The sequence below is a fragment of the Rhizobium pisi genome (genome assembly GCF_003938655.1).
GTDB lineage: Bacteria > Pseudomonadota > Alphaproteobacteria > Rhizobiales > Rhizobiaceae > Rhizobium > Rhizobium pisi.
The window spans coordinates 1-24,894 of the sequence record NZ_RJJT01000016.1 but is presented as its reverse complement, the minus strand read 5'-3'; the positions used below and the strand labels follow the sequence as shown (position 1 = coordinate 24,894).

26 protein-coding genes and 1 pseudogene are annotated in these 24,894 nt (G+C 61.6%); 14 read left to right on the top strand and 13 right to left on the bottom strand.

Annotated elements, in window-relative coordinates:
- Window positions 1–185 precede the first annotated feature (185 nt).
- From EFD55_RS21890 to EFD55_RS21880, 3 genes are all read right to left on the bottom strand, one after another.
- The gene (locus tag EFD55_RS21890) at window positions 186–899 is read right to left on the bottom strand and encodes a substrate-binding periplasmic protein (protein ID WP_125847531.1); all 714 of its coding nucleotides are present in this window, start codon (window positions 897–899) and stop codon (window positions 186–188) included.
- A gap of 24 nt (window positions 900–923) precedes the next feature.
- Window positions 924–3,275 (bottom strand): EAL domain-containing protein, encoded by a 2,352-nt coding sequence (locus tag EFD55_RS21885; RefSeq protein ID WP_125847304.1) that lies wholly within the window; start codon window positions 3,273–3,275, stop codon window positions 924–926.
- 186 nt (window positions 3,276–3,461) lie between these two features.
- The gene (locus EFD55_RS21880) at window positions 3,462–4,070 is read right to left on the bottom strand and encodes a 50S ribosomal protein L25/general stress protein Ctc (RefSeq protein WP_125847302.1); all 609 of its coding nucleotides are present in this window, start codon (window positions 4,068–4,070) and stop codon (window positions 3,462–3,464) included.
- Between the two features lie 300 nt (window positions 4,071–4,370).
- On the opposite strand from EFD55_RS21880, the gene EFD55_RS21875 reads away from it, so the two are divergent.
- On the top strand, window positions 4,371–5,831 hold the full coding sequence (locus EFD55_RS21875; protein WP_125847300.1) for a hypothetical protein: 1,461 nt from the start codon (window positions 4,371–4,373) through the stop codon (window positions 5,829–5,831).
- A 113-nt stretch (window positions 5,832–5,944) separates the two neighbouring features.
- Entirely contained in the window at window positions 5,945–7,405 is a 1,461-nt protein-coding gene (locus EFD55_RS21870; protein WP_125847298.1) for a hypothetical protein, read from the top strand.
- Between the two features lie 37 nt (window positions 7,406–7,442).
- Here the strand turns inward: EFD55_RS21870 and EFD55_RS21865 are convergent, their stop codons facing one another.
- The gene (locus EFD55_RS21865; RefSeq protein ID WP_125847296.1) at window positions 7,443–8,348 is read right to left on the bottom strand and encodes a LysR family transcriptional regulator; all 906 of its coding nucleotides are present in this window, start codon (window positions 8,346–8,348) and stop codon (window positions 7,443–7,445) included.
- Between the two features lie 117 nt (window positions 8,349–8,465).
- On the opposite strand from EFD55_RS21865, the gene EFD55_RS21860 reads away from it, so the two are divergent.
- Window positions 8,466–9,494 carry an aldo/keto reductase gene (locus EFD55_RS21860; protein ID WP_125847294.1) on the top strand — a complete coding sequence of 343 codons (1,029 nt, stop codon included), beginning with the start codon at window positions 8,466–8,468 and terminating at the stop codon, window positions 9,492–9,494.
- A 54-nt stretch (window positions 9,495–9,548) separates the two neighbouring features.
- Here EFD55_RS21860 and EFD55_RS21855 read toward each other — a convergent pair whose 3' ends face one another.
- The 6 genes from EFD55_RS21855 to lgt all read right to left on the bottom strand — a co-directional run bounded on the left by EFD55_RS21855 (window position 9,549) and on the right by lgt (window position 15,530).
- Window positions 9,549–10,481: a ribose-phosphate pyrophosphokinase gene (locus EFD55_RS21855; RefSeq protein ID WP_125847292.1), complete on the bottom strand. Its 933-nt coding sequence runs from the start codon at window positions 10,479–10,481 to the stop codon at window positions 9,549–9,551.
- 105 nt (window positions 10,482–10,586) lie between these two features.
- Complete coding sequence (locus EFD55_RS21850; protein ID WP_125847289.1) at window positions 10,587–11,396, bottom strand: hypothetical protein; 810 nt, start codon at window positions 11,394–11,396, stop codon at window positions 10,587–10,589.
- A gap of 102 nt (window positions 11,397–11,498) precedes the next feature.
- Window positions 11,499–12,650: a M24 family metallopeptidase gene (locus EFD55_RS21845; protein WP_125847287.1), complete on the bottom strand. Its 1,152-nt coding sequence runs from the start codon at window positions 12,648–12,650 to the stop codon at window positions 11,499–11,501.
- 5 nt (window positions 12,651–12,655) lie between these two features.
- Window positions 12,656–13,450 (bottom strand): peptidoglycan editing factor PgeF, encoded by a 795-nt coding sequence (pgeF, locus tag EFD55_RS21840; RefSeq protein WP_125847284.1) that lies wholly within the window; start codon window positions 13,448–13,450, stop codon window positions 12,656–12,658.
- 112 nt (window positions 13,451–13,562) lie between these two features.
- Window positions 13,563–14,663, bottom strand: coding sequence for a class I SAM-dependent methyltransferase (locus EFD55_RS21835; protein ID WP_125847283.1), 1,101 nt, complete (start codon window positions 14,661–14,663; stop codon window positions 13,563–13,565).
- A gap of 18 nt (window positions 14,664–14,681) precedes the next feature.
- Window positions 14,682–15,530, bottom strand: a complete 849-nt coding sequence (gene lgt / locus EFD55_RS21830) for a prolipoprotein diacylglyceryl transferase (protein ID WP_125847281.1) — start codon at window positions 15,528–15,530, stop codon at window positions 14,682–14,684.
- A 201-nt stretch (window positions 15,531–15,731) separates the two neighbouring features.
- Between lgt and EFD55_RS21825 the strand changes: the two genes are divergently transcribed.
- From EFD55_RS21825 to EFD55_RS21810, 4 genes are all read left to right on the top strand, one after another.
- A complete protein-coding gene (locus EFD55_RS21825) occupies window positions 15,732–15,992 on the top strand; it encodes an accessory factor UbiK family protein (protein ID WP_097620283.1) in 261 nt (86 codons plus the stop codon).
- Between the two features lie 440 nt (window positions 15,993–16,432).
- On the top strand, window positions 16,433–16,933 hold the full coding sequence (locus EFD55_RS21820; protein WP_125847279.1) for a type III secretion system chaperone family protein: 501 nt from the start codon (window positions 16,433–16,435) through the stop codon (window positions 16,931–16,933).
- A 1-nt stretch (window position 16,934) separates the two neighbouring features.
- The gene (proC, locus tag EFD55_RS21815) at window positions 16,935–17,762 is read left to right on the top strand and encodes a pyrroline-5-carboxylate reductase (protein ID WP_125847277.1); all 828 of its coding nucleotides are present in this window, start codon (window positions 16,935–16,937) and stop codon (window positions 17,760–17,762) included.
- A 53-nt stretch (window positions 17,763–17,815) separates the two neighbouring features.
- A complete protein-coding gene (locus tag EFD55_RS21810) occupies window positions 17,816–18,157 on the top strand; it encodes a tRNA-binding protein (protein ID WP_125847274.1) in 342 nt (113 codons plus the stop codon).
- 56 nt (window positions 18,158–18,213) lie between these two features.
- Here the strand turns inward: EFD55_RS21810 and EFD55_RS21805 are convergent, their stop codons facing one another.
- Complete coding sequence (locus tag EFD55_RS21805) at window positions 18,214–18,867, bottom strand: MBL fold metallo-hydrolase (RefSeq protein WP_125847272.1); 654 nt, start codon at window positions 18,865–18,867, stop codon at window positions 18,214–18,216.
- On the opposite strand from EFD55_RS21805, the gene EFD55_RS21800 reads away from it, so the two are divergent.
- From EFD55_RS21800 to EFD55_RS21790, 3 genes are all read left to right on the top strand, one after another.
- The gene (locus tag EFD55_RS21800; RefSeq protein WP_125847270.1) at window positions 18,842–19,159 is read left to right on the top strand and encodes a hypothetical protein; all 318 of its coding nucleotides are present in this window, start codon (window positions 18,842–18,844) and stop codon (window positions 19,157–19,159) included. The two genes, EFD55_RS21805 and EFD55_RS21800, sit on opposite strands and share 26 nt — an antisense overlap.
- Complete coding sequence (locus EFD55_RS21795; protein WP_125847268.1) at window positions 19,156–19,773, top strand: DUF1236 domain-containing protein; 618 nt, start codon at window positions 19,156–19,158, stop codon at window positions 19,771–19,773. Before EFD55_RS21800 ends, EFD55_RS21795 begins: the two co-directional genes overlap by 4 nt.
- Window positions 19,774–19,957: 184 nt before the next feature.
- On the top strand, window positions 19,958–20,227 hold the full coding sequence (locus tag EFD55_RS21790) for a hypothetical protein (RefSeq protein ID WP_125847266.1): 270 nt from the start codon (window positions 19,958–19,960) through the stop codon (window positions 20,225–20,227).
- Window positions 20,228–20,318: 91 nt separating this feature from the next.
- On the opposite strand, the pseudogene EFD55_RS33855 reads toward EFD55_RS21790, so the two are convergent.
- A pseudogene (locus EFD55_RS33855) lies at window positions 20,319–20,534 on the bottom strand (aminotransferase class IV); the annotation flags it as partial.
- Window positions 20,535–20,711: 177 nt separating this feature from the next.
- On the opposite strand from EFD55_RS33855, the gene EFD55_RS21780 reads away from it, so the two are divergent.
- The 3 genes from EFD55_RS21780 (at window position 20,712) to EFD55_RS21770 (ending at window position 23,352) form a co-directional block, all read left to right on the top strand.
- Window positions 20,712–21,203: a MarR family winged helix-turn-helix transcriptional regulator gene (locus tag EFD55_RS21780; RefSeq protein WP_125847262.1), complete on the top strand. Its 492-nt coding sequence runs from the start codon at window positions 20,712–20,714 to the stop codon at window positions 21,201–21,203.
- On the top strand, window positions 21,204–21,905 hold the full coding sequence (locus tag EFD55_RS21775; protein ID WP_125847260.1) for a response regulator: 702 nt from the start codon (window positions 21,204–21,206) through the stop codon (window positions 21,903–21,905).
- A 70-nt stretch (window positions 21,906–21,975) separates the two neighbouring features.
- Window positions 21,976–23,352 carry an ATP-binding protein gene (locus tag EFD55_RS21770; protein ID WP_125847258.1) on the top strand — a complete coding sequence of 459 codons (1,377 nt, stop codon included), beginning with the start codon at window positions 21,976–21,978 and terminating at the stop codon, window positions 23,350–23,352.
- On the opposite strand, the gene EFD55_RS21765 is transcribed toward EFD55_RS21770, so the two are convergent.
- Window positions 23,349–23,807, bottom strand: coding sequence for a winged helix-turn-helix transcriptional regulator (locus EFD55_RS21765; RefSeq protein WP_125847256.1), 459 nt, complete (start codon window positions 23,805–23,807; stop codon window positions 23,349–23,351). The genes EFD55_RS21770 and EFD55_RS21765 overlap by 4 nt on opposite strands.
- 35 nt (window positions 23,808–23,842) lie before the next feature.
- Between EFD55_RS21765 and EFD55_RS21760 the strand changes: the two genes are divergently transcribed.
- Window positions 23,843–24,721 carry an oxidoreductase gene (locus EFD55_RS21760; RefSeq protein WP_125847253.1) on the top strand — a complete coding sequence of 293 codons (879 nt, stop codon included), beginning with the start codon at window positions 23,843–23,845 and terminating at the stop codon, window positions 24,719–24,721.
- Window positions 24,722–24,894 lie beyond the last annotated feature (173 nt).

The following is a 24,894-nucleotide window of genomic DNA, read 5'->3' as shown; positions in this document are numbered from 1 at the left end:
TCGCGCAAAAGTGTGCAGCGGTTTTGCGATCACGACATGCAAGAAATCAGAGACCTAAAGCGCGGCAAGCGAATCTGAAAGATCGCGGCGCGCCTTGGATCTTTCCTGAGTTCACCACCCGGAAACGAAAGCAAAGTCAAGCGGAAAGGGCAGAGGTCTGCCGGCCAAGGTCACCCAGACAGGGGTCAGTCCGCGAGGTTCATGCCGTATTTCAGGTAGATCTGTTTCTGGTCGCCATCGGCAATGAGCTTGTCGAGGGCGGCCTGCATCTTGGCGCGCAGATCGTCCGGAAAGCTCTTCTCACAGGCGATGCCCATCGGCTGGGCGGACAGCACAGTCACCATCTCCACCGGCTGGTCGGCTTTCAGCTTGTCGAAATAGAGTTCGGAGATCGGCATCATGTCGATGCGGCCGTTCAGCAGCTTGCGCAGCGTGGCGTTGAAGTCGCTGGCGACGTCGAGCTTGGTGAAGCCCTTATCCTTCAGGATCGTCTCGGTGTAATCCTCGCGCTGGGTGCCGATCGTATATTTCTTCGCCTCGTCCAGATTGGCGGCGGTGACCCCCGAGCCCTTGCGAGTGATCAGGATGTTGCGGTCGATGAGCAGCGGCTCGATCCATTTGAACAACGGGTCGCGCGCGCTGTTGTGGGCGGTCGCAAAGACGCAGGTCATCGGCGCCGTACGGGCAAGGCCATAGGCGCGCGCCCAGGGCATGACCTCGAGCGTGTAGTCGACACCGATCGCTGCCATCACCTTTTCGACCTGCTCGACGGTCGCGCCCTTGATTTCCTTGCCTTCCCGATAGTTGAAGGGAGCATAATCCTCGGTGGTGAAAGCCACCGTTTGCGCATGGGCGGCGCATGGCAGCGCCAGGCAGGCGAGAAGCAGGAGTCTTTTCATCATATCATCTCCTTGGGTCTTCGTTCACGAGGCGCGCGCGACGTTGGATTGCGGAGCCACCAATTCCTCGATGAGCTTTGCCGCATGCTGCGGACGATGGAAGAGGTAGCCCTGGCCGTAGTCAAGCCCCATCTGGTGGAGCGTGCGGCATTCCTCTTCGGTCTCGATGCCCTCGGCGATAACGGTGCAATTCATCTTGTGGGAAAGCGTGGTGATGCCTTCGATCAGCATGCGGCTCTTCTGGCGCACGTCGTCGTCGCCGTCGTTGATCGCGCGGGTGAAGGACTGGTCGATCTTGATGATGTCGACGGGGAAACGGTTGAGGTAGCTCAAAGACGAATAGCCGGTGCCGAAGTCGTCGAGAGCAATCCGGCAGCCGAAACGGCGAAGCTCGGTGACGAGCATGCGGATCTGCGGGTTGTCGTGCATCAGCACGGCTTCGGTGATCTCGACGACGATCCGTTCGGGGCGGATGCCATGACGACCGACGATGGCGGCAAGGCGGGCCGGCAGGGTCGCTTCGAACTGCAGCGGTGAGAAGTTGATGGCGAGATAGGTATCCTGCATGCCCGATATGCGGGAAATCTTCGCGAGGTGGCCGACCGCCTTTTCCATGATGACATTGCCGACGCGAACGATCTTTGCCGTCTCCTCGGCGACGCTGATGATTTCGGCCGGCGGCATCAGGCCCTTTTGCGGATGGTTGAGGCGCATCAGCGCCTCGAAGCCGGCAATGCTGCGGCCGTTCAGGTTGACGATCGGCTGCAGGAAGGCCTCGAACCAGTTGTCGACGAGACCGGCTTCGATATTGGCCTCGATCTCGGCGCGGCTGCGGGCGCGGTCGAGCATGACGTTGTCGAAGAGCTGCGCGCCGTTCTTGCCGTCGCGTTTCTTGGCATACATCGCCATGTCGGATTTCTGCAGCAGTTCGGCCGCGGTCGTGGCATGTCTGGGATAGACGGCGATGCCGACAGAAGCGCTGAGATGCATGTCGGGACCGAAGGGCGTTTCGAAGATCGAGGCGATCTGCTCGCACATCATCCTGGCGCGCTTCTCGGCATCCTTGGCCGGCAGCAGGATGGCGAATTCGTCGCCGCCGAGGCGGGCCGCTTCGTCGGAGGGGGCAAGATGCCTCTTCAGGCGCTCGACGAGTTCGATGAGGGCCATGTCGCCGGCGGCGTGGCCCATATTGTCGTTGATCCACTTGAAGCGGTCGAGATCGACGAAGAGGCAGGCAAGTTCCTGGCCTGCGGCATCGGCGGCAGCGATCTTGGTGTCGAGGACGGCTTCGAAGCCCTGGCGATTGAGAAGCCCGGTCAGGTGGTCGGTAATCGCCTGGCGGTGGTTGCGGTCCTCGGAGGCCTTGAGCTCGGTCACATCGGTCATAACAGACAGCGAGAGGCGGTCCTGGGCATCGGCTCCCGCTTCCGATTCCATGATGAGGACGTCCATGATGCGGCCGTCCATGCAGACGAATTTGACGGTGACGGCCATGCCATTCTCCGCCTCGCGGCGCCTGACGAACCTGTCGCGGGTGCTTGATGTGACGAGGTGGGCGAAGTTGCGGCCGATGACGGCGGCGCGATGATAACCCGTGGCCAACAGCCAGTAGTCGCTGACGGCGGTGATGCGGTCTTCCTCGTCGAGCGAGAAGAGCATGGCGGGGGTCAGGTTGTAGATATCGGTGGCGCGGCGATGGGCGACCTTCAGCTCTTTCTCCTCGCTTTCGAGCTTGGTCTGCATCTCGTTGAAGCTGCGGGCAAGCCGGCCCATCTCGTCGTTCGACTGCCAGTCGACATGATGGCGGGAGCCCAACTGGCGGGTCGCCTCGATCGCTGCCGTCAGCCGCATCAGCGGCTGGATGACGAAGATGCGGTTGCCGATCAGCGCCGTGCCGAAAACCGTCAGCACCGCGAAGATGAAGATCGAGATGAAGACAACCTCTTCCTGCTTCAGGCCCGAAAACAGGCCGAGTGCCGGGTAATAGACGCTGATGCTGCCGAGGTTCTTCGGGCCGTCGACGGTGTTGTAGATGATGGCGCGCGACACCTGCACGAGCTTGCCGTCGAAGGAGCGCGGAATGGTGGACTGGCTGACGTCGAGCTGGCCCGACTGGTCGCGTACCTCGACCTTGACGATCGCACCCTGGGAAACGACCGTGGCGCTGATCTGGGTGACGCTGTCCTCGTCGAGGTCCCAGAGAGGTTTGGCCAGCGCCTGGGCATTGGCGACAAGAAGAACGGAAATATGGTCGCGTATTTCCTTGTCGGCCCGTTCGGAAGAGAGAAAGAGGAAGAGAACAAACAGAGGAGCTACAAAGACGAGCAGCGCTCCACATACTATCGCAAAAAATCTGTTCTCAACGGAATTGTTCATGGTTCCGTCTACTCCCCCGGCCGGCCTTATCTGCTGTCATGCGTTGGGCGGGCTTCTTCGCAGCTGACGGAGCATGCTTCCATAAATTTGTTAAATGTTGCTGAAACCGCAACCCTTCCGGGCAGCAAAAAAAGCCCGCTTTCCAGGGGAAAGCGGGCCATATGCTTTACAAATTGGTCGAAGCGATCAGGCTTCGGCTCCGCCTTCTGCAGCGGCCTCATCGATGCCGCCAGCCGGGGCAATGATGGTCGCGATCGTGAAGTCGCGGTCGATGACCGGGGTGACGCCCTTCGGCAGGGTGACTTCCGAAATATGGATGCTGTCGCCGATCTTCTTGCCGTTGAGGTCAACGTTGAAGAATTCCGGAATCGCATCGGCCGGGCAGTGAACTTCGACTTCGTGGCGAACGATGTTCAGAACACCGCCGACCTTGATGCCCGGGGACTTCTCTTCGTTGATGAAGTGAACCGGGATTTCGACGGTCACCTGGGTGTTGCCAGAGACGCGCAGGAAATCGACATGCAGCGTGAAGTCACGGACCGGATCGAGCTGGTAGTCCTTCGGCAGAACCTTGTGCTTCTTGCCGTCGACTTCGATCGTCGCCACGGTGGTCATGAAACCACCGGCATGAATGCGCTTCGTCACCTCATTGGTGTTGAGAGCGATAGAAATTGGGGCCTGCTTGTCACCATAGATGACAGCGGGAATCAAACCGTTGCGGCGAAGTTCACGGGCGGACCCCTTACCAACCCGTTCGCGCGCCTCGGCCTTGAGCTCGTAAGTTTCGTGGCTCATGGCTATTCCTTTCGAGGTTATTTGGAGAGTTCGGCGGCGGCCGGAAAGCCTTGTGCCATCGAACCGGAGGCGGGTTTCCCCATCCTCATCCGCGTTGCCTCCAAGGGTGTCTACGCGGACCGGTGGCCTATATTATAAGTCGCTCGAAAACGCAAGTTGCGGATTCGCGGCGCGCACTTGCCGGGAAACCAGCCGCCGCATGAGCGGCGAGATTGTCATTTCCGCAAAAGCGCAAATTGACACGGAGGCGCTTCCCATCTTTGGATGGCCGCTGTCAACCGGCTGGGGAACATGCGGAATATGCGTTTCAAACTTATCACGGCAACGTGCTTGCTGGCACTTGGTCTTTTCACCACGGCTGACGCCGTCGAGATCAACCAGGACGGCGCCAATGCGGTCAGGGACAATCTGGCGAAGCTGCTTTCGAAGGAACTGGCAAAGAGCGGCCTGGTCACAGTCAATCCGGCCGGCACGCGTTATGAGATCATCTACGATCTGGCGAAGCTGTTTGCCAGGGCCGATCCCGCGACAACTGCGATCAACGGATCGACGTCATTCTCGACGTTTGCGACACCGCTCGAAAACGGACTCTGGGACATCAAGGGTGATGACAGCCTCGACATGTCCGTCCGTTTCATAGGCCCCGACCGGAAGCAGGGGGAGTTCTCCCTTTCCCTCGAGTCGTTCGCTTATGGCGGCGTCTTCGATCCGGCGATCAATTTTCTACGCTCGAGCACATACGCGGCCAAGAAGATCAGCCTTTCCAGCAAGTTCGCCGCCAAGGAAACCAGCTTCAGCTTTGCTGACGCCAATTACAGCTCAAATTTCGCCGACAGCGCCGGCGGCAACGGCCGTGTCGATCTCGTCGGCAACGGTTCGACGTCCGGCTTCTTCGAGCGGATATCAGATCCTGGAATGCCGCCGGTCGAAATTCGCGCCGATTCCATCGATGTCGGCCTTAAGGCGAACGCAGTGCCTTTGGCAAAGCTCATCGACACATACGTCTTCGTCATGGAACATGACGACGAAGAAGAGTACAGCCGCGAAACCCATCACAGGGTGAAAGAACTACTCACGCAAATCATGCCGCTTTTCAGCTCGTTCAATGAAACGGTCGGCCTCGACAACCCGACCGTGACAAGCCAGGCGGGATTGGTCAGAGCCAAGACGTTCGGCTACGATTTGGCCGTCGACGGGTCAGCCGACGCTGTGCGTTTCGGTTTTGGCGTCAATGCGCAGGAGATCAGCCTCGACAGCTCACTCGTGCCGGCAAGCTACTCGGCTCTGCTGCCGACCAGCCTCAATGCGAAGCTTGCCGTTCCCAACATGAATTTTGCGGCTTTCGGCGACCTGTACGTGACACTGGATTTCGACAAGCCCACACCTGAAGGGTTTGGCGAAAAGGGGATGCAGAAGCTTTTTCCCGACGGTGAGGTCACCATCGACGTTCCGAAGGTCAACGTGAGGTCGGACATTTATGACTTCGACATCAGCGGCGAGATCAAAGGACGGGTCGACGGCGCGGAGCAATATTCGATGGAGGCGACGATCCTCGCACGCGATCTCGACAAGACCATTACGGCCTTACAAGGTCTCGCCAAGACGGATCCGGACCTCAGCCAGGTCTCCTTCGGCTTGATGATGGCGAAGGGTTTCGCCAAGACCGATCCGGATGGCCGCTCGCGCTGGGACATCAGCATTGGCCGCGGCGGTTCGGTCGTGGTCAACGGCCAGGTGATCAAGGCGGCGGATCAGCCGTAATCCTTGCTCGCCCGCGCGGCGAAATCGCCATTGCCTGTCGCCACTTGGCTTGACATCGCCGCGCTTCACATCTTTGGATGGCCGCACAAAAGCGGCTGAGGAGAAATCGGACTATGCGCCTTAAACTTGTCACGGCAACGAGCTTGCTGGCACTTTGCCTTGTCACCACGGCGCAAAGCGTCGAGATCAACCAGGACGGCGCCAATGCGGTCAAGGACACCCTGACGAAGCTGCTTCCGGAGGATCTGGCGAAGAGCGGCCTGATCACCGTCAATCCGGCCGGTACGCGCTACGAGATCATTTACGATTTGGTGAAGCTGCTTGGCAAATCCGATCCCGCATCATTCGCGATCAGCGGGCTGACGCCGTTCTCGATGTTCGCCACACCTCTCGACAGCGGGCTCTGGAATATCGAGGGAGACGACAAGTTCAATGTCTCCGGCCATTTCAAAGGCCCGGACCAGAAGCCGACGGATTTCGCCTATTCCATCGCTTCGCTTGTGTATACCGGGGTCTTCGACCCAGCGATCAGCTATCTGCGCTCCGGCACGTTCAATGCCAAGGACATCAAGGTCAGCAGCAAATCCGACACCGAGGAAGTCCATGCCAGCATCGCCGGCATAGACCAGAAGCTGAGCTCGACCGACAGCGCCGGCGGCAATGGGCGCATCGATTTTGCCGGCACCGGCTCGATGACGAACTTCTTTGAACAGGTTTCCAGCCAGCAGACGCCGCCGGTCGAAATCCGCGCCGACTCGATCGATGTCGCGGGCGAGGTGAAGGGCCTGCCGGCCAAGCAGATCCGCGACATGATCTTCTTCGTTCTCGACCACGTCGACGAGAAGGAATTGAGCCCTGAAAACAGCGACAAGATAAAGGGAATACTCAAGCAGGCCTTCCCGGTTCTTGCCTCGTTCAGCGAGACGATCGGGGTTAACAACCTGACCGTCAGCACCGAAGTGGGCAAGGGCGGCGCCAAGGCATTCGGCTATAACGTCGTCATGGACGGGCCGACCGATGCCATGCGTTTCGGCTTCGGCATGAATGCGCAGGACATCAGCGTCGACACGCCGCTGATGCCGGCAAGCTATTCGACCTTCATGCCGACCAGCTTCGATCTGCAGGTTGCTGTTCCGAATCTGGATTTCGCAGGCTTCGGCGACGCCTTCATGGCAATGGATTTCAACGACAAAACGTCCGAAAAGAGCGGCGAGGAGATGGCGAAAAAGCTCTTCCGCGACGGCCGCATCGCCGTCGAGTTTCCGAAGATTAGCGCCAAGTCCGATGTCTACGACATCGACATGACGGGCAAGATCGAGGGGAGGGTCGACGCCGAGAAGGACTATTCGATGGAGGCGACAATCCTTGCCCGCGATCTCGACAAGACGATCGCCGCGGTTCAGGAGCTTGCCAAGACGGATCCCGATCTCAACCAGGTTTCCTTCGGCATCATGATGGTGAAGGGCTTTGCCAAGACCGATGCGGACGGCCGCTCGCGCTGGGACATCAGCATCAGCCGCGACGGTTCGATCTCCGTCAACGGGCAGGTTGTCAAGGAAGCGGATCAGCCGTAATCCGGGCGGACGATCGAGCGCATGCGCCGCCGAGGTGTCACCCTTCGCGGCGCAAGAGCGTCGAGGCCATGTCGAGAAAGGCGCGCAGCTTGGGCTGCGCCTGCGAGCGGGCGGGGAAATAGGCAAACAGGCCGGGCGAGGTCGGAAGAAAAGCCTGTAGCACGCATTCGAGCCGCCCTGCCGCCACCACCTCGCCGACTGATATATCCGGCAGATAGGCAAGGCCGAGCCCGGCTTCGGCGAGTTCGAGCAGCAGCAGGAAATCGTTCACCATCAGGCCGCCAGGCGCATCGACGGAGAAGTCGCGTCCGGCACGCTCGAATTCCCAGCGATAGATGACGCCCGATGTCGGATAGCGGTAGCGGATCGCCTGATGCCGGGTGAGATCCTCCGGCGTCGCTGGTCGGCCATGCCGTGCGAAATAGCCGGGCGAGCCGACAACCGTCCAGGTGATATCCGATGTCAGCCGCATGGCGATCATGTCTTTTTCGATCGCCTCGCCGATGCGGATGCCGGCATCGAAGCCTTGTTCGGTAATGTCGATCGCCGCATCGTCGACCGAAACCTCGACCGATATGTCGGGATAGGCCTGGCGAAATCGCGGCAGCAGCGGTGTTACGATCACGGGTACGGCCATGCGCGGCACGGTGAGGCGCAGATGCCCGAGCGGACGGTCGCGGAAGCCCTCCAGAATGTCAAAGGCATCGGCGATGTCGGCTGCGGCGGGGCGAACCCGCTGGAAAAGGGCTGCACCCGCTTCGGTGAGCGCGACGCGCCGCGTGGTGCGGACGAAGAGCGGCACGCCGAGCCTTTTCTCGAGCGCGCGGATCGCCTGGCTGACTGCCGTCGGCGTGACGCCGAGCGACGCGGCGGCAGCGGTAAAGCTCCTGGCGTCGGCGACGGCCAGGAATTCGGTCAGTCCGGTAAAGGGATCGGGCGCCATGGGTCGATTATGAAGTTGAACTTCATAAGGCTTATCGCCCTAGTGGGTTTTTCGCAATAATGCTTTCAGGCATTGTCCCTCCATCCGATCACAACAATCCAACGGATGGAGACTGACATGCAGTATACCACTCTCGGCAGAACCGGCCTTGCCGTTTCCAGGCTTGCCTTCGGCGCGATGACCTTCACATCGGGCGACCGCAGCATGGGCTCGATCTACAAGACCGAGGCCGATGTCGCCGACGCGCTCGTCGGGCAGGCGCTCGACGCCGGCGTCAACTTCTTCGATACGGCGGATGCCTATGCCTCAGGCCAGTCGGAAGCGATCCTCGGGCAAGTGCTGAAGGCGCGGCGCAGCGAAGTGGTGATCGCCACGAAGGTCGGCTTCCGCACCGGCACGCCGCTCGGCCAGGCCGGGCTCTCCCGCCGCCATATCCTCTGGTCGGTCGAAGAAAGCCTGAAACGGCTCGGAACGGATTGGATCGACGTCTATATCGTTCACAAGGAAGACCCGTTCACGCCGCTGGAGGAGACGCTGTCGGCACTCGACGCCGTCGTGCGCTCGGGCAAGGTCCGTTATATCGGCTTTTCCAACTGGTCGGCCTGGAAGGTCGCGGCAGCGCTGGAAATCCAGAAGGCGAACGGGCTGGCGCCCTTCACACACGGGCAGATGCATTATTCGCTGCTCGGCCGCGATGTCGAGCGCGACATTCTTCCGATGATGCAGCGCTATGGCCTTGGACTCACGGTCTGGAGCCCTCTTGCCTCCGGCTTTCTCTCCGGCAAATACACGCGCGAAACGCTTGGCGATCCCGAAAACCGCTATTCCGGCTTCGATATTCTGCCCTTCGACAAGGAACGGGGTTTCGCGCTGGTCGAGCGCATGCGGGTGATCGCTGCCGCGCACGGGGCGAGCGTCGCCCAGGTGGCGATCGCCTGGCTGCTTGCAAAAAAAGCGGTCTCCAGCGTGCTCCTCGGCGCCTCGAAGCCGCATCAACTGGCCGATAATCTCGGCGCGGCGGGGTTGATGCTGGATGAAGGCGAACTTGCAGCGCTCGATGCGGCGACCGAGCCCGCGCCGGTCTATCCGAACTGGTTTATCGACAATCTCGTCGATCGGCAGCAGAAGACGGCTCTCGATCGCTGAGCGGCGAGCCAAGTGTTTCTCCGCCGTGGCAATTCACGCGGCGGAGCCTGCCTCTCAATCAAAAAGGCTGGAGACGGATTCTTCCTGGGCCGTGCGGCTGATGGCTTCGCCGATCAGCGGTGCGGTCGTCACGATGCGGATATTATGTGCCGAGAGCACGGCCGTGGTCGGCTGGATGGAATCCGTGATGACGAGTTCGCGCAGCTTCGAGGAGGTGACGCGGGTGACCGCGCCGCCGGAGAGAACGCCGTGCGTGATATAGGCGGTGACGCTGGCGGCGCCCTTGGCGAGCATCGCGTCGGCAGCGTTGCAAAGCGTGCCGCCGGAATCGACGATGTCGTCGATCAGCAGGCAGTCCTTGCCGGCGATGTCGCCGATAATGTTCATGACTTCGGATTCACCTGGCCGATCGCGACGCTTGTCGACGATGGCCAAAAGACAGTCCAGCCGTTTGGCAAGCGCGCGGGCGCGAACCACACCGCCGACGTCAGGCGAGACGACCACGACGTTGCTGAGGTCATAGTGGCTCTTGATGTCGCGCGTCAGCACGGGCAGGGCGAAGAGGTTGTCGGTGGGTATATCGAAGAAGCCCTGGATCTGACCGGCGTGGAGATCGAGCGTCATGACGCGGTCGGCGCCGGCTTCGGTAATGAGGTTTGCGACCAGCTTGGCGGAGATCGGCGTGCGGCCGGAGGCACGGCGGTCCTGACGGGCATAACCGAAATAGGGAAGGACGGCCGTGATGCGGCGGGCTGATGAACGACGCATCGCGTCGATCATGATCAGCAATTCCATCAGATGGTCGTTGGCCGGAAAGGCGGTCGGCTGTACGAGGAAAACGTCCTCACCGCGCACATTTTCCTGGATTTCCACGAAGATTTCCTGATCGGCAAACCTTCGGACACTGGCTCTCCCCAAGGGAACATTGAGATAGTTGCAGATCGCTTCGGCAAGTTGCCGGTTCGAATTGCCTGCGAAAACCTTCATTTTGGTCCGCCTGTTATGCGCTGATAGCCGCGCTTATTAGTCAGCTTCCCCGTGAATGCAAGGGCAAACGCGCCACAGAGTTCCATATTTGCAAAAAGTTTGTGACTAACCGCCTTGAGTCTGCCGCCAGGAGGAGAATTCCGCGATGGTCTTCGAGCCGATCTGCTGCATCACCGAAGCCGGAACGCCGGCCCAAGGATCGGCCGCGGCTGCCGGTACGCTTTCCTGCCCCTGGATGCGATGCAGGCGGCCACCGCCGCTGTCGAGAATGTCCCAGACATAGACGACGGTCACCTTGCCGTCGTCGCTGAAGGCGGAGAGATAGCCCTTGAGGATGTAGTCGCTGCTCGCATCGTTCGAGCTCTTGATGGAGAGGCCGTGTGCGCGCGCCTCGGCGCCGAGCTGGCGCGAGAGCGGCGTTACCGCCTGCACCGGCGCGCCGATGATCGGCAGGAAGCGCACGGTATTGCCGCGGGCAGAGGAGGGGCCGGCATTGAGGGCAGCGGTCTGTTGCGGTTGCTGCACTTCGGCCTGCTGCGCAGCCTCGCCGCCAGTGGCCGGCGGCGGCAGCGACTGTCCCTCGATCGGGGCGGAGGCGGCAGGCGAGGAGCCATTCCTCGACAGGACGTCGGCCTGTGCCTGCATCGTCGTCGGAGGCGCGCCGGAACCTTGCCGATAGGCCCGTTGCGACTGATCATAGGCTGGGTGGTAACCGCCCTGCTGCGGGCTTCCGGCGAAGACCTGCTGGCGTGTGCCGGCCAGACGCTCGGCTTCGCTCTGTGTCACCGGGCTCGACGGCGTAGCGTCGGAGGAATCGCCGATATCGACCTGCGGCGTCAGCGCATCGGTGGTATTGCAGGCGGTCAGCAGAGCCGTGACGACCAGGAGCGTGGGCACAATCGCAGCTCGCGTCATCCCTTGTCCGTCCTTCCCACAATCGCGTCAGCCCCGCCCGAATTTATGCGGGCGGGGATGGTCTTCTGTCAATTCCGGATTCTCACCGGTCAATTCCGGCCATTAGAGGCCGATGAAATCGAGAGAGTGGCGCGAAAGAGTCCGCGGCGCATCCGGTGTCGTCAGATAGGTCTGGCCGAGCGTCATCGCCGTGCCCGTATCGGAGTCGGCGATGATCATGTGCACGAAGAGCGACATATTCGGCTCGATCGGCTGCGGGTTGCCGACATGGAACATCTGGTGCTCCATCCAGGAGGGAGAGAAGCGGGCGCCGAGCGAGTAGCCGCAGGCATTCAGCCGGTGGCGGGCAAGGCCGCGGTCGTCCATGATCCGGGCGTGCATGTCGAAGACATCGCCGAAGGTATGGCCAGGCTTCAGCACGGTCTCGATCGCCTCGATCGTCTCGCGGCAGGCGTTGTAGAGCTCGCGGTGGCGCTGCATCGGTTCGCCGATGACGATCGTGCGCATCATGGCGGCATGATAATGCGCGTAAGTGCCGGCCCATTCGAGCGTCAGCTGGTCGTTGGCGTCGAGCTTGCGGCGGCCGGCCTTGTAGCGGCAGAGCAGGGCGTCGGCGCTGGAGCCGATGATCATCTCGTTGGCGGGATAGTCGCCGCCGCCGGAAAAGATCGCGCCCTGCATGGCGGCGAGGATATCGGCCTCGTCGGCGCCGGGCTTGGTCAGCCGGATCGCGGCATCGAGCGCATCGTCGGCGAGAACGGCGGCGCGCTCGACATAGGCGACCTCCGTCGGGCTTTTGACGAGGCGCAGGCGGCTGACGAGATAGGACGCGTCGACGATCTGGCCGAAGGTGGCCAGCTGCGCGTCAAGCAGGCGGGCGACACGGCCGGTCATGCCGTGCGTATCATATTCGACGCCGATGCGGGCGCCGAGCAGGTCCATCTCGACCAGCAGGTTCTTCAGGTCGAGCGTCGGATCGGCATTGACCCTGTCGACCCAGACGTGAATGTCCTCGAGGATCGAGGTGTGCTTGGCCTGGCGAAGATCGGCCGAGCGGGTGAGCAACGCCATGGTGCCGTCGCTCTTGACGATCAGCGTCTGGAAGAAGCAGTAGCCGAAGGTGTCGTAGCCTGTCAGCCAATACATGCTTTCCTGAGCGAAGAGCAGCAGGGCGTCGAGTTTTTCTTCCTTCATCTTTTCGGTGAGGCGCGCAAGCCGGCTTGCGAACTCGGCCTTTTCGAAGTGCAGTGCCATTCTGCTCAATTCTCCCTGATTGATATTGCTGAAATCTGGCGGCCGTAGTCCGCCTCCTTGAGATGTGTCGTCCTGCGATAGGAAAAGAAACGCTCGCTATCCGGATAGGTGCAGAGGCCGAGGCTCTCGGCGCGCACGCCGGCCCGGGTCAGCCGCTCGACGGTCAGCGCCGGCAGATCGAACATGGCGTGGCGGGGCGTTGCGGAAGGCAGGAAGAAGCGCTCGTAATCCGGGTTTTCGGTGATGAAACGATCGACGAATTCCGGGCCGACCTCATAGCTTGCCTGGCTGATCGAGGGGCCGAGGCAAGCGACGATGTTGTCGCGGTCGGCACCCAGGGCTTCCATGGCGGCGACGGTGTTTTCGATGATGCCGGTCAGCGCGCCCTTCCAGCCCGCATGGGCAGCGCCGATGACGCGGTTGTCCGGATCGGCAAAAAGGATCGGCCCGCAATCGGCGGCGAGCACGCCGAGCGCAATGCCGGGCACCGCCGTCACCATTGCATCCGCATCCGGGCGGGCGCCGTCGTAATCGGCGCCGACGGTCACGACATCGGGCGAGTGGACCTGATGTACGGTTGCCAGCCGCTCGAGCGGCAGGCCGAACCAGGCGGCGACGCGGCGGCGGTTTTCGATGATATTTTCACGCTCGTCGCTGGAACTGAGGCCGACATTGAGGCCACGATAGATGCCTTTGGAAACGCCGCCGGCCCGGGTGAAATAACCGTGGCGGATGGCGTTGTCCGTCACTTCGTTCAGCAGCGCGCTTTCGATCGGTGCTGGAGAGGCCGCGTGCTGCATCTGGGATTCCGGAGTTTTCGAAGGGGTTATCATGTTCCCAAGCGCATCGCCCATGCGGCGCGCTTCAAGTTCCTGTTTCGCGCGGGATGTTGGCCCAGCCGCGTGCGCCCTGTCAATCCACCGGACGAAAGGGCATGAGATCGACGGCGGGGTGGGAGACGGCCATGACCTTGAAGAGCTCGCCCATCCGGCCTTCGCCGGCGCCGGCGAGCCTGTCGACCGCGGTCTGGATGACCTGCTGGGTCTGCGGCTCGCGGTCGCGGCCGAGGGCGGCTGCGCGTTCGAGGATGCCAAGGCCGGTCAGGAAGTCGCCCTGATGCAGGGCGCCATTCAGGTGAAGGCCGGCTGCGAGCGCCGTTTCGGCAAGCTGCTGGAAGTCAACATGGCTCGTCAGGTCGGCTTCGCCTGGATGGGCGAGCGGCGGGTCGAATTCATGCATGCGCACGGCCTGCAGCGTATCGCCGAAACCGGTAACGAGATGGCCGTAGTCGATGGCGAGCGCTGTGCCGCCGAAGGCGCGCAGCCGCTCGCAGATCGCGATCATCACCGCCTGGCGGGCGGGCGAGATCTCAAAGAGCGTGCCGAGCGGCAGGTTCTGCACCGGTTCCGGGAGAAGCACGGGATCGAGGCCGGCGACGCCGGCGGCAAAGGTCAGCTCGCCATCGGCATCGAGCCCGACCATGCGCTCGCGAAAGCCCGTCTGCGTGCGGACGAACTGGCGGATCGGGATCGCGTCGAACAGCTCGTTGGCGGCAATCAGCGTGAAGCCTGATGGTATTTCATCGAAACCATTGTGCCAGGCGATCTTGTCGCCGAAAGCCTCAAGCGTCTGGTTCTGGACATCGCGCAGGCGTTCGCTGGTTTCGACGAGATGCACGGTCATGGCGTCGAAAAGCGGCGGGGCGATGCGGGAGATGACGCGCAGCATGTCAGCCATCATGGTCCCGCGGCCCGGACCGATCTCGACGAGGCGCACGCCGTCAGGCGTGCCGTGCCGCTGCCAGGCATGGACGATGAAGACGCCGATCATCTCGCCGAAAATCTGGCTGACCTCCGGCGCGGTGACGAAATCGCCGGCGCGGCCGAAGGGCTCACGGGTGCGGTAATAGCCGTGTTCGGGATCGGCGAGGCAGAGCGAGAAATAATCGGTGACGCTGATCGGGCCGTTGGCCTGGATGATCGCCTTGATCTTTTCGCCTAAAGCAGTGGTCATGTCGCGCGTCCTGCCGTTTCAGAGCTGCAGCGCAGCCTGGCGGCGGGCTCGCAGCATCGCCCAGAGGCCGAGCAGGATCATCGGGGAGGAGAGCACCATGCCCATGGTCAGCCAGTTCGTGCCGAGGAGATAGCCGAGCTGGGCGTCGGGTTCGCGGAAGAATTCGACGAAGATGCGCGACAGCGCATAGCCGCAGACGAAGACGCCGGTGACGAAGCCCGGGCTTTTCAGCGCGCGCATGCCATAGACGAGAGCAGCCAGCACCAGCAGCAGAACGATGCCTTCGAGGCCGGCCTCGTAAAGCTGGCTTGGATGACGGGCGAAGGGCCCGCCGGTCGGGAAGACCACGGCCCAGGACACGTCGGTCAGACGGCCCCAGAGCTCGCCATTGATGAAATTGGCGATGCGGCCGAAGAAGAGGCCGAAGGGAACGACGGCGGCGACGATGTCGAACAGGCTCCAGATCGGAATGGCATTGCGGCGGGCAAAGATGATCATGGCGATCGTCGTGCCGGTCAGGCCGCCATGGAAGGACATACCGCCGTTCCAGATCTCGACCGCGCGGATGGGGTTGTGCAGAACAGCGGAGAGGTCATAGAAGAAAATATAGCCGAGACGGCCGCCGAGGACGACGCCGAGGGCTGCCCAGACGATGAAATCGTCGAGCTGCGTCCTCGATATCGGCGAGGCATTGCCGGGCCAGAGACTGTCATTGGCGGCAATGCGGCGCGCATAGGCCCAGCCGAGCAGGATGCCGGCGACATAAGCCAGACCGTACCAGTGAATCGCCAGCGGACCGATCGAAAAGGCGATCGGATCGATATCCGGAAAAGGCATGATGGCAAGGAGATTGGCTGCTGTCGGCAAGGTTTTCCCACCTGTTTTGTTGCGCGGAACATGCCGCCGCGATCCCGGACGGTCAAGTCCATTGTTCGTGATCGCTCTTTCGCGCCGGTCCCGAAGGCCGATCCAGCGCAAAGCGCTTGCATCCGCAACAGCGAAGCCCTACCTCAACTCTTAAGGCCCCAAAGGGCTTGAATTCACCTCATGCCAAGGGAGAAAAACGCCATGACGACCGGAACGAACCGCATCATGGACGAATTCGCCAAGCTGATGACCGATGCGGCCGGTGCCGCCCAGGGCGTCCGCAAGGAGATTGAGACCGCGTTCAACGCCCAGGCCGAGCGTTGGCTGAATAGCATGGACATCGTCAAGCGCGAGGAGTTCGAAGCCGTGCGCGAGATGGCGATCAAGGCGCGCGACGAAAACGAGGCGCTTGCCGCCCGCATCGCGGCGCTCGAGGCAAAGCTTGCCGGCGAAGGCCACTAAACACGTCGCGTTCGTCAAGCGGCTGCTGATTTTTGCGGGACATGCCTTGAGTCCCGATACGACGCAAGATGCGGCATGGCCTTATTGCCACATGCCGCATCATTCATAAAAAATTCAGGTGAGTTTTTCCACCTGTGGACACTGCCAAAAAAGCCAATTCGCAGAGTCGCTTATTCTCCCTTCTGAATTGAGTTTCGAAGTGCTTTCCACAGAGGGTGGGCCCTATTTTCCGTTCTGGGGGCTGGCAGGTGGGCAGGGGCATTATACACTGATTTTAAATGATGATTCGAAGCGACTTGGTAAGCTCCGGGCAGGTTATCTGCGTTAAAGTCTGGCAGCGGTTCAACGATCATCCGAGTGGTGGTTCCGGTATTTGCGTGTGTCTTTCTTGTGTTTGTATCCCAAGTTAGGTCGCATTCGTCCGGTCAAGAAGGTGCTGCATGAACCTGATGGAATTGGAATTCGAGCGTCAGTCGAACCCGGTCGATATGATCGAGTACGTTGCCTCCAACAACGACTGGTCGTTCGAACGATCCGGCGAGGACGAGATCGCGATGACGGTCGAGGGCCGCTGGGCGGACTATCACGTCTCCTTCTCCTGGATGGAGGAATTCGAGGCGCTGCATCTCGGCTGCGCCTTCGACATCAAGGTTCCCGACATCAGGGTCAACGAGGTGGTCAGGCTGCTTTCGGCGATCAACGGGCAGGTGCTGATGGGGCATTTCGACCTCTGGCGCCAGGAAAATGTCGTCATCTTCCGCCAGTCGCTGCTGCTTGCCGGCGGCGCTGAGCCCACGAACCGCCAGGTGGAGGTGCTGCTTTCCAGCGCGCTTGACACTTGCGAGGCCTATTTCCAGGCATTCCAGTTCGTCGTCTGGTCCGGCATGGACGCGACGAAGGCAATGGAAGCCGTGCTCTTCGAAACGGTCGGCGAGGCATAAGATGCCGGCAAAGGCTTTTTCCTCGGAACATCCCGTCGTCCTGATCGGCGCCGGAAACATGGGCGGGGCTATGCTCTCCGGCTGGCTGAAAAGCGGCGTTCCGGGTTCGTCCGTCATCGTCGTCGATCCCGGCCCGTCGCCGGCGATGCTGGCGACGATCGGCGAGGCGGGCGCGACCCATCTCACCGTCCTTCCCTCGGAATTGAAGGCGAGCGTGCTGTTCCTCGCGGTCAAGCCGCAGGTGATGGAGACGGTGTTGCCGGCGGTTAAAAGCGCCGTCGGGCCGAAAACCGTCGTCGTCTCCGTCGCAGCCGGCAAGACCCTCGGCTTCCTCGAAAAACATCTCGGCAAAGCCGCCATGGTGCGCGCTATGCCGAATACGCCTGCCATGGTCGGACGCGGCGTCACCGGCGCCTTTGCCAATGCCGGCGTGAACGATCAGCAGCGCGAGCGCGTCCATTCCCTTCTGCGCGTCTCAGGCCCCGTGGAATGGGTGCCTGCAGAGGCCGATATCGATGCCGTGACGGCGCTTTCGGGCAGCGGTCCGGCCTATGTGTTTTATCTCGTCGAATGTATGGCAGAAGCAGGCCGTAAACTCGGTCTGCAGGCGGACCTCGCCATGCGTCTTGCGCGGGAAACCGTCGCGGGGGCTGGTGAACTGTTGCACCAGTCCCCCGACGAAGCTTCGCGGCTGCGACAGAATGTGACTTCTCCCGGAGGCACGACGGCGGCAGCGCTCGCCGTGTTGATGGCCGAGGACGGCATGCAGCCTCTGTTCGACGCGGCACTTGCGGCCGCGCGCAAGCGGGCCGAGGAACTGGCCGGCTAGAGCGCCGCGCGTCTACCAAGGACGCCCCAACACTTTAAATTTGCGGAGATCTTATGAGCGAAGAGATCACCTACGCCGATTTCGAGCGCGTCGACATTCGTGTCGGCACGATCATCGAGGCGAGCCCCTTTCCAGAAGCGCGCAAGCCGGCCTTCAAGCTGGTCATCGATTTCGGCCCCGAGATCGGCATGAAGAAATCCTCGGCGCAGATCACCGTGCACTATACGCCGGAAAGCCTGATTGGCCGGCAGGTGCTCGCCGTCGTCAACTTCCCGCCGCGCCAGATCGGGCCGGTCCGCTCGGAAGTGCTGACGCTGGGATTCGAAGACGAGAACGGCGCGATCGTGCTTGCGGCGGTCGAACAGCCGGTGCCGAACGGCAGGAAGATGATGTGAGCGAAAGCTCACATCGTTTTGTCGGGCGGTTCGTTTGATGCGTCCGTGCCGGATGCTTATCGAGGCTTGATTTCCTGCAGAAACGGATTGCTCCGCCGCTCATCGCCGATGCGGCTGCCGGGGCCGTGGCCGCAGATGAAGCCGACGTCGTCGCCGAGCGGCAGCACCTTGTCACGGATCGAATCGAGCAGTTGCTGATGATTGCCGCCGGGCAGGTCGGTGCGGCCGATCGAGCCGTTGAAGAGCACGTCGCCGAGATGGGCGAAATTCTGCGCCCGATTGAAATAGATGACGTGGCCGGGCGCATGGCCGGGCGCGTGATAGACCTCGAATTCGTGGGCGCCGAAGGAGACCTTGTCGCCATCCTTCAGCCAGCGGTCGGGCAGAACGTTGCGCAATCCCGATATTCCGTATTTCTCGGCTTGGGTCTCGATCCGCTGGAGCAGCGGCAGGTCGTCCTGATGTGGACCGACCACGTCGACGCCGAGTGCTTCCTTCAATTCCCTGGCGCCGCCGGCATGGTCGAGATGGCCATGCGTCAGCCAGATTTCCTTGATGGTGAGGCCACTTTTCTCAATCGCCTGAAGGATGAGCGGCACGTCGCCGCCCGGATCGACGACGACACCTTCACTCGTGTCGGGATCGAAGAAGACCGTGCAGTTCTGCTGGAAGGGGGTGACCGGAATGATGCCGGCCTGGAGCATGCCCATAGGTGCCTCGCTTGGTATCTCTGATGCTCAGGATATAGTCCGAAACGGCGGCGAGGGCAGCCGGAATCTTCTGCTTCTCAAGCGTGTTTCACGGCAAAAAGACGGGCTGCAACAAGAATTTATGAAGCCTTCCGCCATCGCCACGGGTCGGAAAATTCAGGTTTTATCTAGCTTCTTCAAACGTTTGCGCAACGCATTCTCGGAGTGCCGTTTCCCCTCGGGCAAGGCAAGGGGAACATCGTGGAACGCCGCGCGTTGTCAGCCCATCGAAACCAAGGAGACGCTCATATGACCTTGAAGAGAAACATCCTGTTGGCTGGAGCCGTGCTCCTGGCGAGCAGCGGTCTGGCGCAGGCGGAGATGATGGCGACAACCGTCAATGATCTCAACGTCCGCTCCGGCCCGGGCCCGCAATATCCGGCCGTCGGTCTTGCCACGCGTGGCTCGACCGCAGTGCTCGACGGCTGCATCGAAGGTAGCCGCTGGTGCCGCGTCGACGTCAACGGCATGCGCGGCTGGGTCTATGCCGATTATCTGCAGGTCGACCGCGGCGGCAGCCCAGTCATCGTCGAACAGCATCGCGCCGAGATCGGCGTTCCCGTCGTGACCTACGAGACGACCGCAAGCGTCGTTCCGGCCGAGCCTCAACCGGCGCCGGGCGACGAATTGCTCGGCCCCGTCGGGTCGGTCGAAACCATCACGCCGCCGGAGACGGTCCGCACCTATATCGAGACCAACCCGGCCGACACGGTGCGGCTTGGCGGCGATGTCGTCGTCGGCGCCGAGGTGCCTGCCGACGTCACCTTCCAGACGATTCCCGACTACGAGTACCGCTACACGAGGATCAACGACCGGCCGGTGCTGGTCGATCCCGGTACGCGCCGGATCGTCTACGTCTATCAATGACGTGATCGGCCGAAACTGAGAGCGAGGCGGACGTCGAGCCGCCTCGTTCCGAGCCAATTCTACCTGCCTTAATCCCGCATCGGTTGATTTTTCTTAACGCTTTCCTCCGAAATATGATAAAATACTAATATGCCGAAGGTTCGGCATGGATCGGCGATCGGGGAGATCGCCACAGGAGGAAATCATGGAAGCGCTACTTCCGCTCGTCATCCAATTGATAGCAGGCGCCATCGGCGGCAACGCCGCAAGCGCCGCCTTGAAGCAGCAGGCGCTAAATATCGTCGCCCGCACGATCGCAGGCGCGATCGGCGGCATCGGTGGCGGCATGCTGCTCAGCATGGTCGGCGGCGAAGCGGCTATGACCGGCCTGATCGCCGACGGCATCGGCGGTCTCATCGGCGGCGGCATTCTCTCGACGCTCGCCGGCCTGGTCATGGCGCGGGCGCACAGGTAAAAGGTCCGACAGGCTTTACCCACAGCGGACCGATTGCGTGAGGGTCTTATCCGGCGGCGACCGCCGCCGGATAGCTTCCTTCAAGTCGTCGTTGGCGGGTGATGCGATTCGGGAAGTAATCCGGGATCGGCGTGTGAATGACGCCATCCCTAACGAAGAAGATGTTGGCGCCTGTGGCTTCAGCGACCAGGTCGCGATCATCTAGCATCATCGCATCCGCGTAGCCCTTGGCTTCGGCGGTATTCGGGAATGTCGAGCCGGATGCCCTTCCGTTGATGCGGTTGGCCTGTGCCAAAATTGAAGCCATTCCCAAACTCCTCCGGCGCCCGCGCGCCATGCCTGTTGATTGTTGTCCCCATTACGTTTTATCCACAGACGCAGGGGGAAATCGCGTATTGCGTCGGAGTTCCGGGCGGGCCTTGGTTTCCAGGCATATCTTCGCGAAGCTTTCCCGCAATGCGCGGAAAGAGAAAGGAAATGCCGAGTGTCACGACAGACCGGAGCGAAAGCAGGTAAGCCAGAGCCGCTGGCCACGCCGATGGAAGATACCGACATCATCGATTTCGAGATCATCGAGCTGTTCTTCTTCGCCTATCGCGACTTCGTTTCCGATCCTGACGCCATCCTCGAAAAGAGCGGCTTCGGCCGGGCGCATCACCGCGTCGTGCATTTCGTCAACCGCAATCCCGGCATGACGGTGGCCGATCTTCTCGATACGCTGAAGATCACCAAGCAGAGCCTTGCAAGGGTGCTGAAACAACTGATCGATTCAGGCTATATTCGCCAGGTGGCCGGCCCCGAGGACCGGCGGCAGCGCAAGCTCTATCCAACGAAATCGGGGCGCGAGCTGGCGCTTGCGCTTGCAGAGCCGCAATCGCGCCGCATTGAACGGGCATTCGATGGTGCTTCTGCGGAGGCGCGAGAGGGCGTAAAGGCTTTCCTCAGGGGCATGCGGGACAGACAGAGGGCGGATTGAATGGCGGTCAAGACAGGTATTTCCGACGATGCGGCGCATCTGCTGGTGGTCGATGACGACTCTCGCATCCGGGCGCTGCTCAATCGTTATCTCGCCGAGAACGGCTTCCGCGTCACCGTCGCCGCCGACGGCGCCGAGGCGCAGCGCAAGCTCACCGGTCTCGATTTCGACCTGATCATCATGGACGTGATGATGCCCGGCGAATCCGGCATCGAAGTCACCCGCGGGCTTCGCGCCATCAAGAACGTGCCGATCATCATGCTGACGGCGCTGGCGGAATCGGGCAACCGCATCGAAGGCCTGGAGGCGGGCGCCGACGATTATCTCTCCAAGCCCTTCGACCCGCGCGAACTGGTGCTGCGCATCAACAATATCCTGAGGCGCAATGCCGGCGGCGAGGGGCCGAAGATCGAGCAGGTCATGTTCGGGCCTTATACCTTCTCGCTCACCCGCAAGGAGCTGAAGCGGGCGAGCGAGGTGATCCGCCTTACCGACCGTGAGCAGGAGATCATGCTGCTCTTTGCGCGGCGCGCCGGCGATACGATCCCCCGCCACGAACTGATCGGCAACGACACCGAAGTCGGCGAGCGGACGATCGACGTGCAGATCAACCGGCTGAGGCGCAAGATCGAGGACGATCCGGCCAACCCCGTCTGGCTGCAGACCGTGCGCGGCATCGGATACAGGCTGAGCATCGACTAGAGCAATTCCGGCGAAGCGGCTTGCCCGGGAATTGCGTGGAACAAAGACGTAGAAATCAGGACCGGCGCTGATGGTGACAATGGACAGCTTGCGGCGGGAAGACCGCACTCCTGCGCAGGGCTGGCGCTGGATCGTCCGCTGGCTGCGTCGCCGGCTGCCCACCGGGCTCTATGCACGTTCGCTGCTGATCATCATCATTCCGATGGTGCTCCTGCAATCGGTCGTCGCCGCGGTCTTCATGGAGCGCCACTGGCAGATGGTGACGGAGCGGCTGTCGCTTGCCGTCACCCGCGATATCGCCGCGATCATCGAGATCGTCGAGACCTATCCGCAGAATTCGGACTACAACGAGATCACCCGCATCGCGCGCGATCAGCTCAACTTGCAGATCTCGATCGAGCCGGATGGCGATCTGCCGCCGCCGCGCGTCAAACCGTTCTTCTCAATCCTCGACGGCATCCTCAGCGACGAGATCACCAACGAGATTCATCGGCCTTTCTGGATCGATACGGTCGGCAATTCGAACCTTGTCGAAATTCGTATCAAGCTCGAGAACAAGATCCTCAGGGTGCTGGCCAAGCGCAGTCAGACCTACGCCTCGAACACCCATATCTTCATCGTCTGGATGGTCGGCACCTCGCTGGTGCTGATCGGCATCTCCATCCTCTTCCTGCGCGGACAGATCCGGCCGATCCTGACGCTGGCGCGTGCGGCCGAAAGCTTCGGCAAGGGGCAGAAGGCCGACAATTTCTATCCGCGCGGCGCCGATGAGATCAGGCGCGCTGGCCTCGCCTTCATCCAGATGCGCGAGCGAATCGAGCGGCAGATCGAGCAGCGCACGGCCATGCTTTCCGGCGTCAGCCACGATCTGCGCACCATTCTCACCCGCTTCAAGCTGCAATTGGCGCTCGCCGGCGACAATCCAGACCTGCACGGATTAAACGACGACGTCAACGATATGCAGACGATGCTGGAGGCCTACATGGCCTTTGCGCGCGGCGAGGTCGAAGAGGATGTCGGCGAGCTGAAACTCAGCGAGATCTTCCAGAAGCTGGAATCCGATTTCGCCCTGCACGGCAAGACGTTCAACTATTCGATCGAAGGCGACGACGACATATCGGTCCGGCCGAACGCCTTCATGCGTCTCGTCACCAACCTGGCCTCGAATGCGCGGCGTTATGCCGACAGGCTCGATATCGAGGCCAAGCACAATGCCAAATGGCTGACCGTTATCTTCGACGACGACGGGCCGGGCATTCCGGAAAAGAACCGCGAAGACGTGTTCAAGCCGTTTTTCCGGCTGGATTCGGCGCGCAATCTCGATGCGTCGGGCACCGGGCTCGGCCTTGCGATCGCCCGCGACATCGCCCGCAGCCACGGCGGCAACGTCATGCTCGGCGACAGCCCGCTCGGCGGATTGAGGGCGACGATCCGAATTCCGGCCTAAACAGCTGCAGCCGTCAACTTGACGGCTTTCCGCGCATCGAAATTCTCCAGGCGCTCGACGATCCAGCGCCAGAGGGCTGCGACCTGCATGAGGAGGTCGCGGCCGAGCGGGGTCAATTCATATTCGACGCGCGGCGGCACCTGCGGGTAGAGCGTGCGGATGACGAGACCGTCATTTTCGAGGGTGCGCAACGTCTGCGTCAGCACTTTCTGGCTGATGCCCTCGACGCGTTCCAGCAGGCGCGAGAAGCGCAAGGGGGCGCCGGCGTCCGAGAGCACGTGCAGGATGCGCAGCGGCCACTTCGCCGCCGCCCGCTCGATCAAGGCGCGCGCCCGAGCATCCTGTTCTTCCGTCATGTTGGAGCAGAATTCGAACATGTCGCTGGCCACGTCAGTTACCTCAAAGTGTGTATGGAAGGTCCGGGTACCTTCTTTCGATTGGAAACAATAGAACATACATGAGCCGGGAACCAAAGAAGGAGAGGTTTCCGATGTCCAAGGTCTGGTTGATTACGGGGAGTTCGCGCGGTCTCGGCCGGGCGCTGGCGGAGGCGGTCCTCGCTTCCGGCGACAATCTGGTGGCGACGGCGCGCGATCCTGCCCAGCTTGCCGACCTTTCCGAGCGATATGGCGGCCAGGTGCTGGCGCTGGCGCTCGATGTGACGGACGCGGCGGCGGCGGCTGCGGCGGTCGCGGCTGGTGTGAAGAGGTTCGGACGTATCGACGTGCTCGTCAACAATGCCGGCTACGGCAATGTCGGCTCGATCGAGGATACCAGCCTTGTCGATTTCCGTGCCCAGATCGAAACCAACCTGTTCGGCACTGTTATCATGACCAAGGCGGTCATCGCGCTGATGCGCGGGCAGGGGGCGGGGCACATCATCCAGTTCTCCTCTGTCGGCGGGCGCATCGGGCCTGCCGGACGTGGCGCCTATTCGGCGGCGAAATTCGGCGTCGAAGGTTTTTCCGAGGTGCTGTCGAAAGAGGTAGCACCTTTCGGAATCAAGGTGACGGTGATCGAACCCGGCGGCTTCAGGACGGATTTCGCCGGCGCCTCGACGGTGCTTGCGGAGGGGCGGGCTGAGTATGCGGAGACGGTCGGGGCGACGGTGCGCTTCCAGCGTGAATATGACGGCCGCCAGCCCGGCGATCCCGCCAAAGCGGCTGCGGTCGTCATCCATATTGCCGGTCTCGACGAGCCGCCGTTCCGGCTGCTGCTCGGCAGCGACGCGGTGCGCAATGTCGAGAAAGCCGATGCGGCGCGTATCCAGGCCGATCGGGAATGGCGCGCCGTCAGCGTCTCGACCGATTTCGAGCCGGATGGCGAAGCGGACCGGCTGCACAATTCCTCAAATCGAAGATCGATTTAGGCCGGTTGACGAGGCCAAAACAAAAAGCGCCGCTCGGAAGCGGCGCTCAGACTGCTGACAAACCCGTCGATTTTTTCGGCGGGTTTTGCTTTTTTGGCGATTGGATTCTTTGCCGGTCGTGTTGGCAGAGGGCGAAGAAGGAGGTTTCGGCTTACGCCGTGGCCGGTTTTGGT

Coding starts and splice junctions, on each gene's coding strand:
- EFD55_RS21890 (WP_125847531.1), bottom strand. CDS start 899: ATGAAAAGACTCCTGCTTCTCGCCTGCCTGGCGCTGCCATGCGCCGCC.
- EFD55_RS21885 (WP_125847304.1), bottom strand. CDS start 3,275: ATGAACAATTCCGTTGAGAACAGATTTTTTGCGATAGTATGTGGAGCG.
- EFD55_RS21880 (WP_125847302.1), bottom strand. CDS start 4,070: ATGAGCCACGAAACTTACGAGCTCAAGGCCGAGGCGCGCGAACGGGTT.
- EFD55_RS21875 (WP_125847300.1), top strand. CDS start 4,371: ATGCGTTTCAAACTTATCACGGCAACGTGCTTGCTGGCACTTGGTCTT.
- EFD55_RS21870 (WP_125847298.1), top strand. CDS start 5,945: ATGCGCCTTAAACTTGTCACGGCAACGAGCTTGCTGGCACTTTGCCTT.
- EFD55_RS21865 (WP_125847296.1), bottom strand. CDS start 8,348: ATGGCGCCCGATCCCTTTACCGGACTGACCGAATTCCTGGCCGTCGCC.
- EFD55_RS21860 (WP_125847294.1), top strand. CDS start 8,466: ATGCAGTATACCACTCTCGGCAGAACCGGCCTTGCCGTTTCCAGGCTT.
- EFD55_RS21855 (WP_125847292.1), bottom strand. CDS start 10,481: ATGAAGGTTTTCGCAGGCAATTCGAACCGGCAACTTGCCGAAGCGATC.
- EFD55_RS21850 (WP_125847289.1), bottom strand. CDS start 11,396: ATGACGCGAGCTGCGATTGTGCCCACGCTCCTGGTCGTCACGGCTCTG.
- EFD55_RS21845 (WP_125847287.1), bottom strand. CDS start 12,650: ATGGCACTGCACTTCGAAAAGGCCGAGTTCGCAAGCCGGCTTGCGCGC.
- pgeF (WP_125847284.1), bottom strand. CDS start 13,450: ATGCAGCACGCGGCCTCTCCAGCACCGATCGAAAGCGCGCTGCTGAAC.
- EFD55_RS21835 (WP_125847283.1), bottom strand. CDS start 14,663: ATGACCACTGCTTTAGGCGAAAAGATCAAGGCGATCATCCAGGCCAAC.
- EFD55_RS21825 (WP_097620283.1), top strand. CDS start 15,732: ATGACGACCGGAACGAACCGCATCATGGACGAATTCGCCAAGCTGATG.
- EFD55_RS21820 (WP_125847279.1), top strand. CDS start 16,433: ATGAACCTGATGGAATTGGAATTCGAGCGTCAGTCGAACCCGGTCGAT.
- proC (WP_125847277.1), top strand. CDS start 16,935: ATGCCGGCAAAGGCTTTTTCCTCGGAACATCCCGTCGTCCTGATCGGC.
- EFD55_RS21810 (WP_125847274.1), top strand. CDS start 17,816: ATGAGCGAAGAGATCACCTACGCCGATTTCGAGCGCGTCGACATTCGT.
- EFD55_RS21800 (WP_125847270.1), top strand. CDS start 18,842: ATGATGCCGGCCTGGAGCATGCCCATAGGTGCCTCGCTTGGTATCTCT.
- EFD55_RS21805 (WP_125847272.1), bottom strand. CDS start 18,867: ATGGGCATGCTCCAGGCCGGCATCATTCCGGTCACCCCCTTCCAGCAG.
- EFD55_RS21795 (WP_125847268.1), top strand. CDS start 19,156: ATGACCTTGAAGAGAAACATCCTGTTGGCTGGAGCCGTGCTCCTGGCG.
- EFD55_RS21790 (WP_125847266.1), top strand. CDS start 19,958: ATGGAAGCGCTACTTCCGCTCGTCATCCAATTGATAGCAGGCGCCATC.
- EFD55_RS21775 (WP_125847260.1), top strand. CDS start 21,204: ATGGCGGTCAAGACAGGTATTTCCGACGATGCGGCGCATCTGCTGGTG.
- EFD55_RS21770 (WP_125847258.1), top strand. CDS start 21,976: ATGGTGACAATGGACAGCTTGCGGCGGGAAGACCGCACTCCTGCGCAG.
- EFD55_RS21765 (WP_125847256.1), bottom strand. CDS start 23,807: ATGTTCTATTGTTTCCAATCGAAAGAAGGTACCCGGACCTTCCATACA.
- EFD55_RS21760 (WP_125847253.1), top strand. CDS start 23,843: ATGTCCAAGGTCTGGTTGATTACGGGGAGTTCGCGCGGTCTCGGCCGG.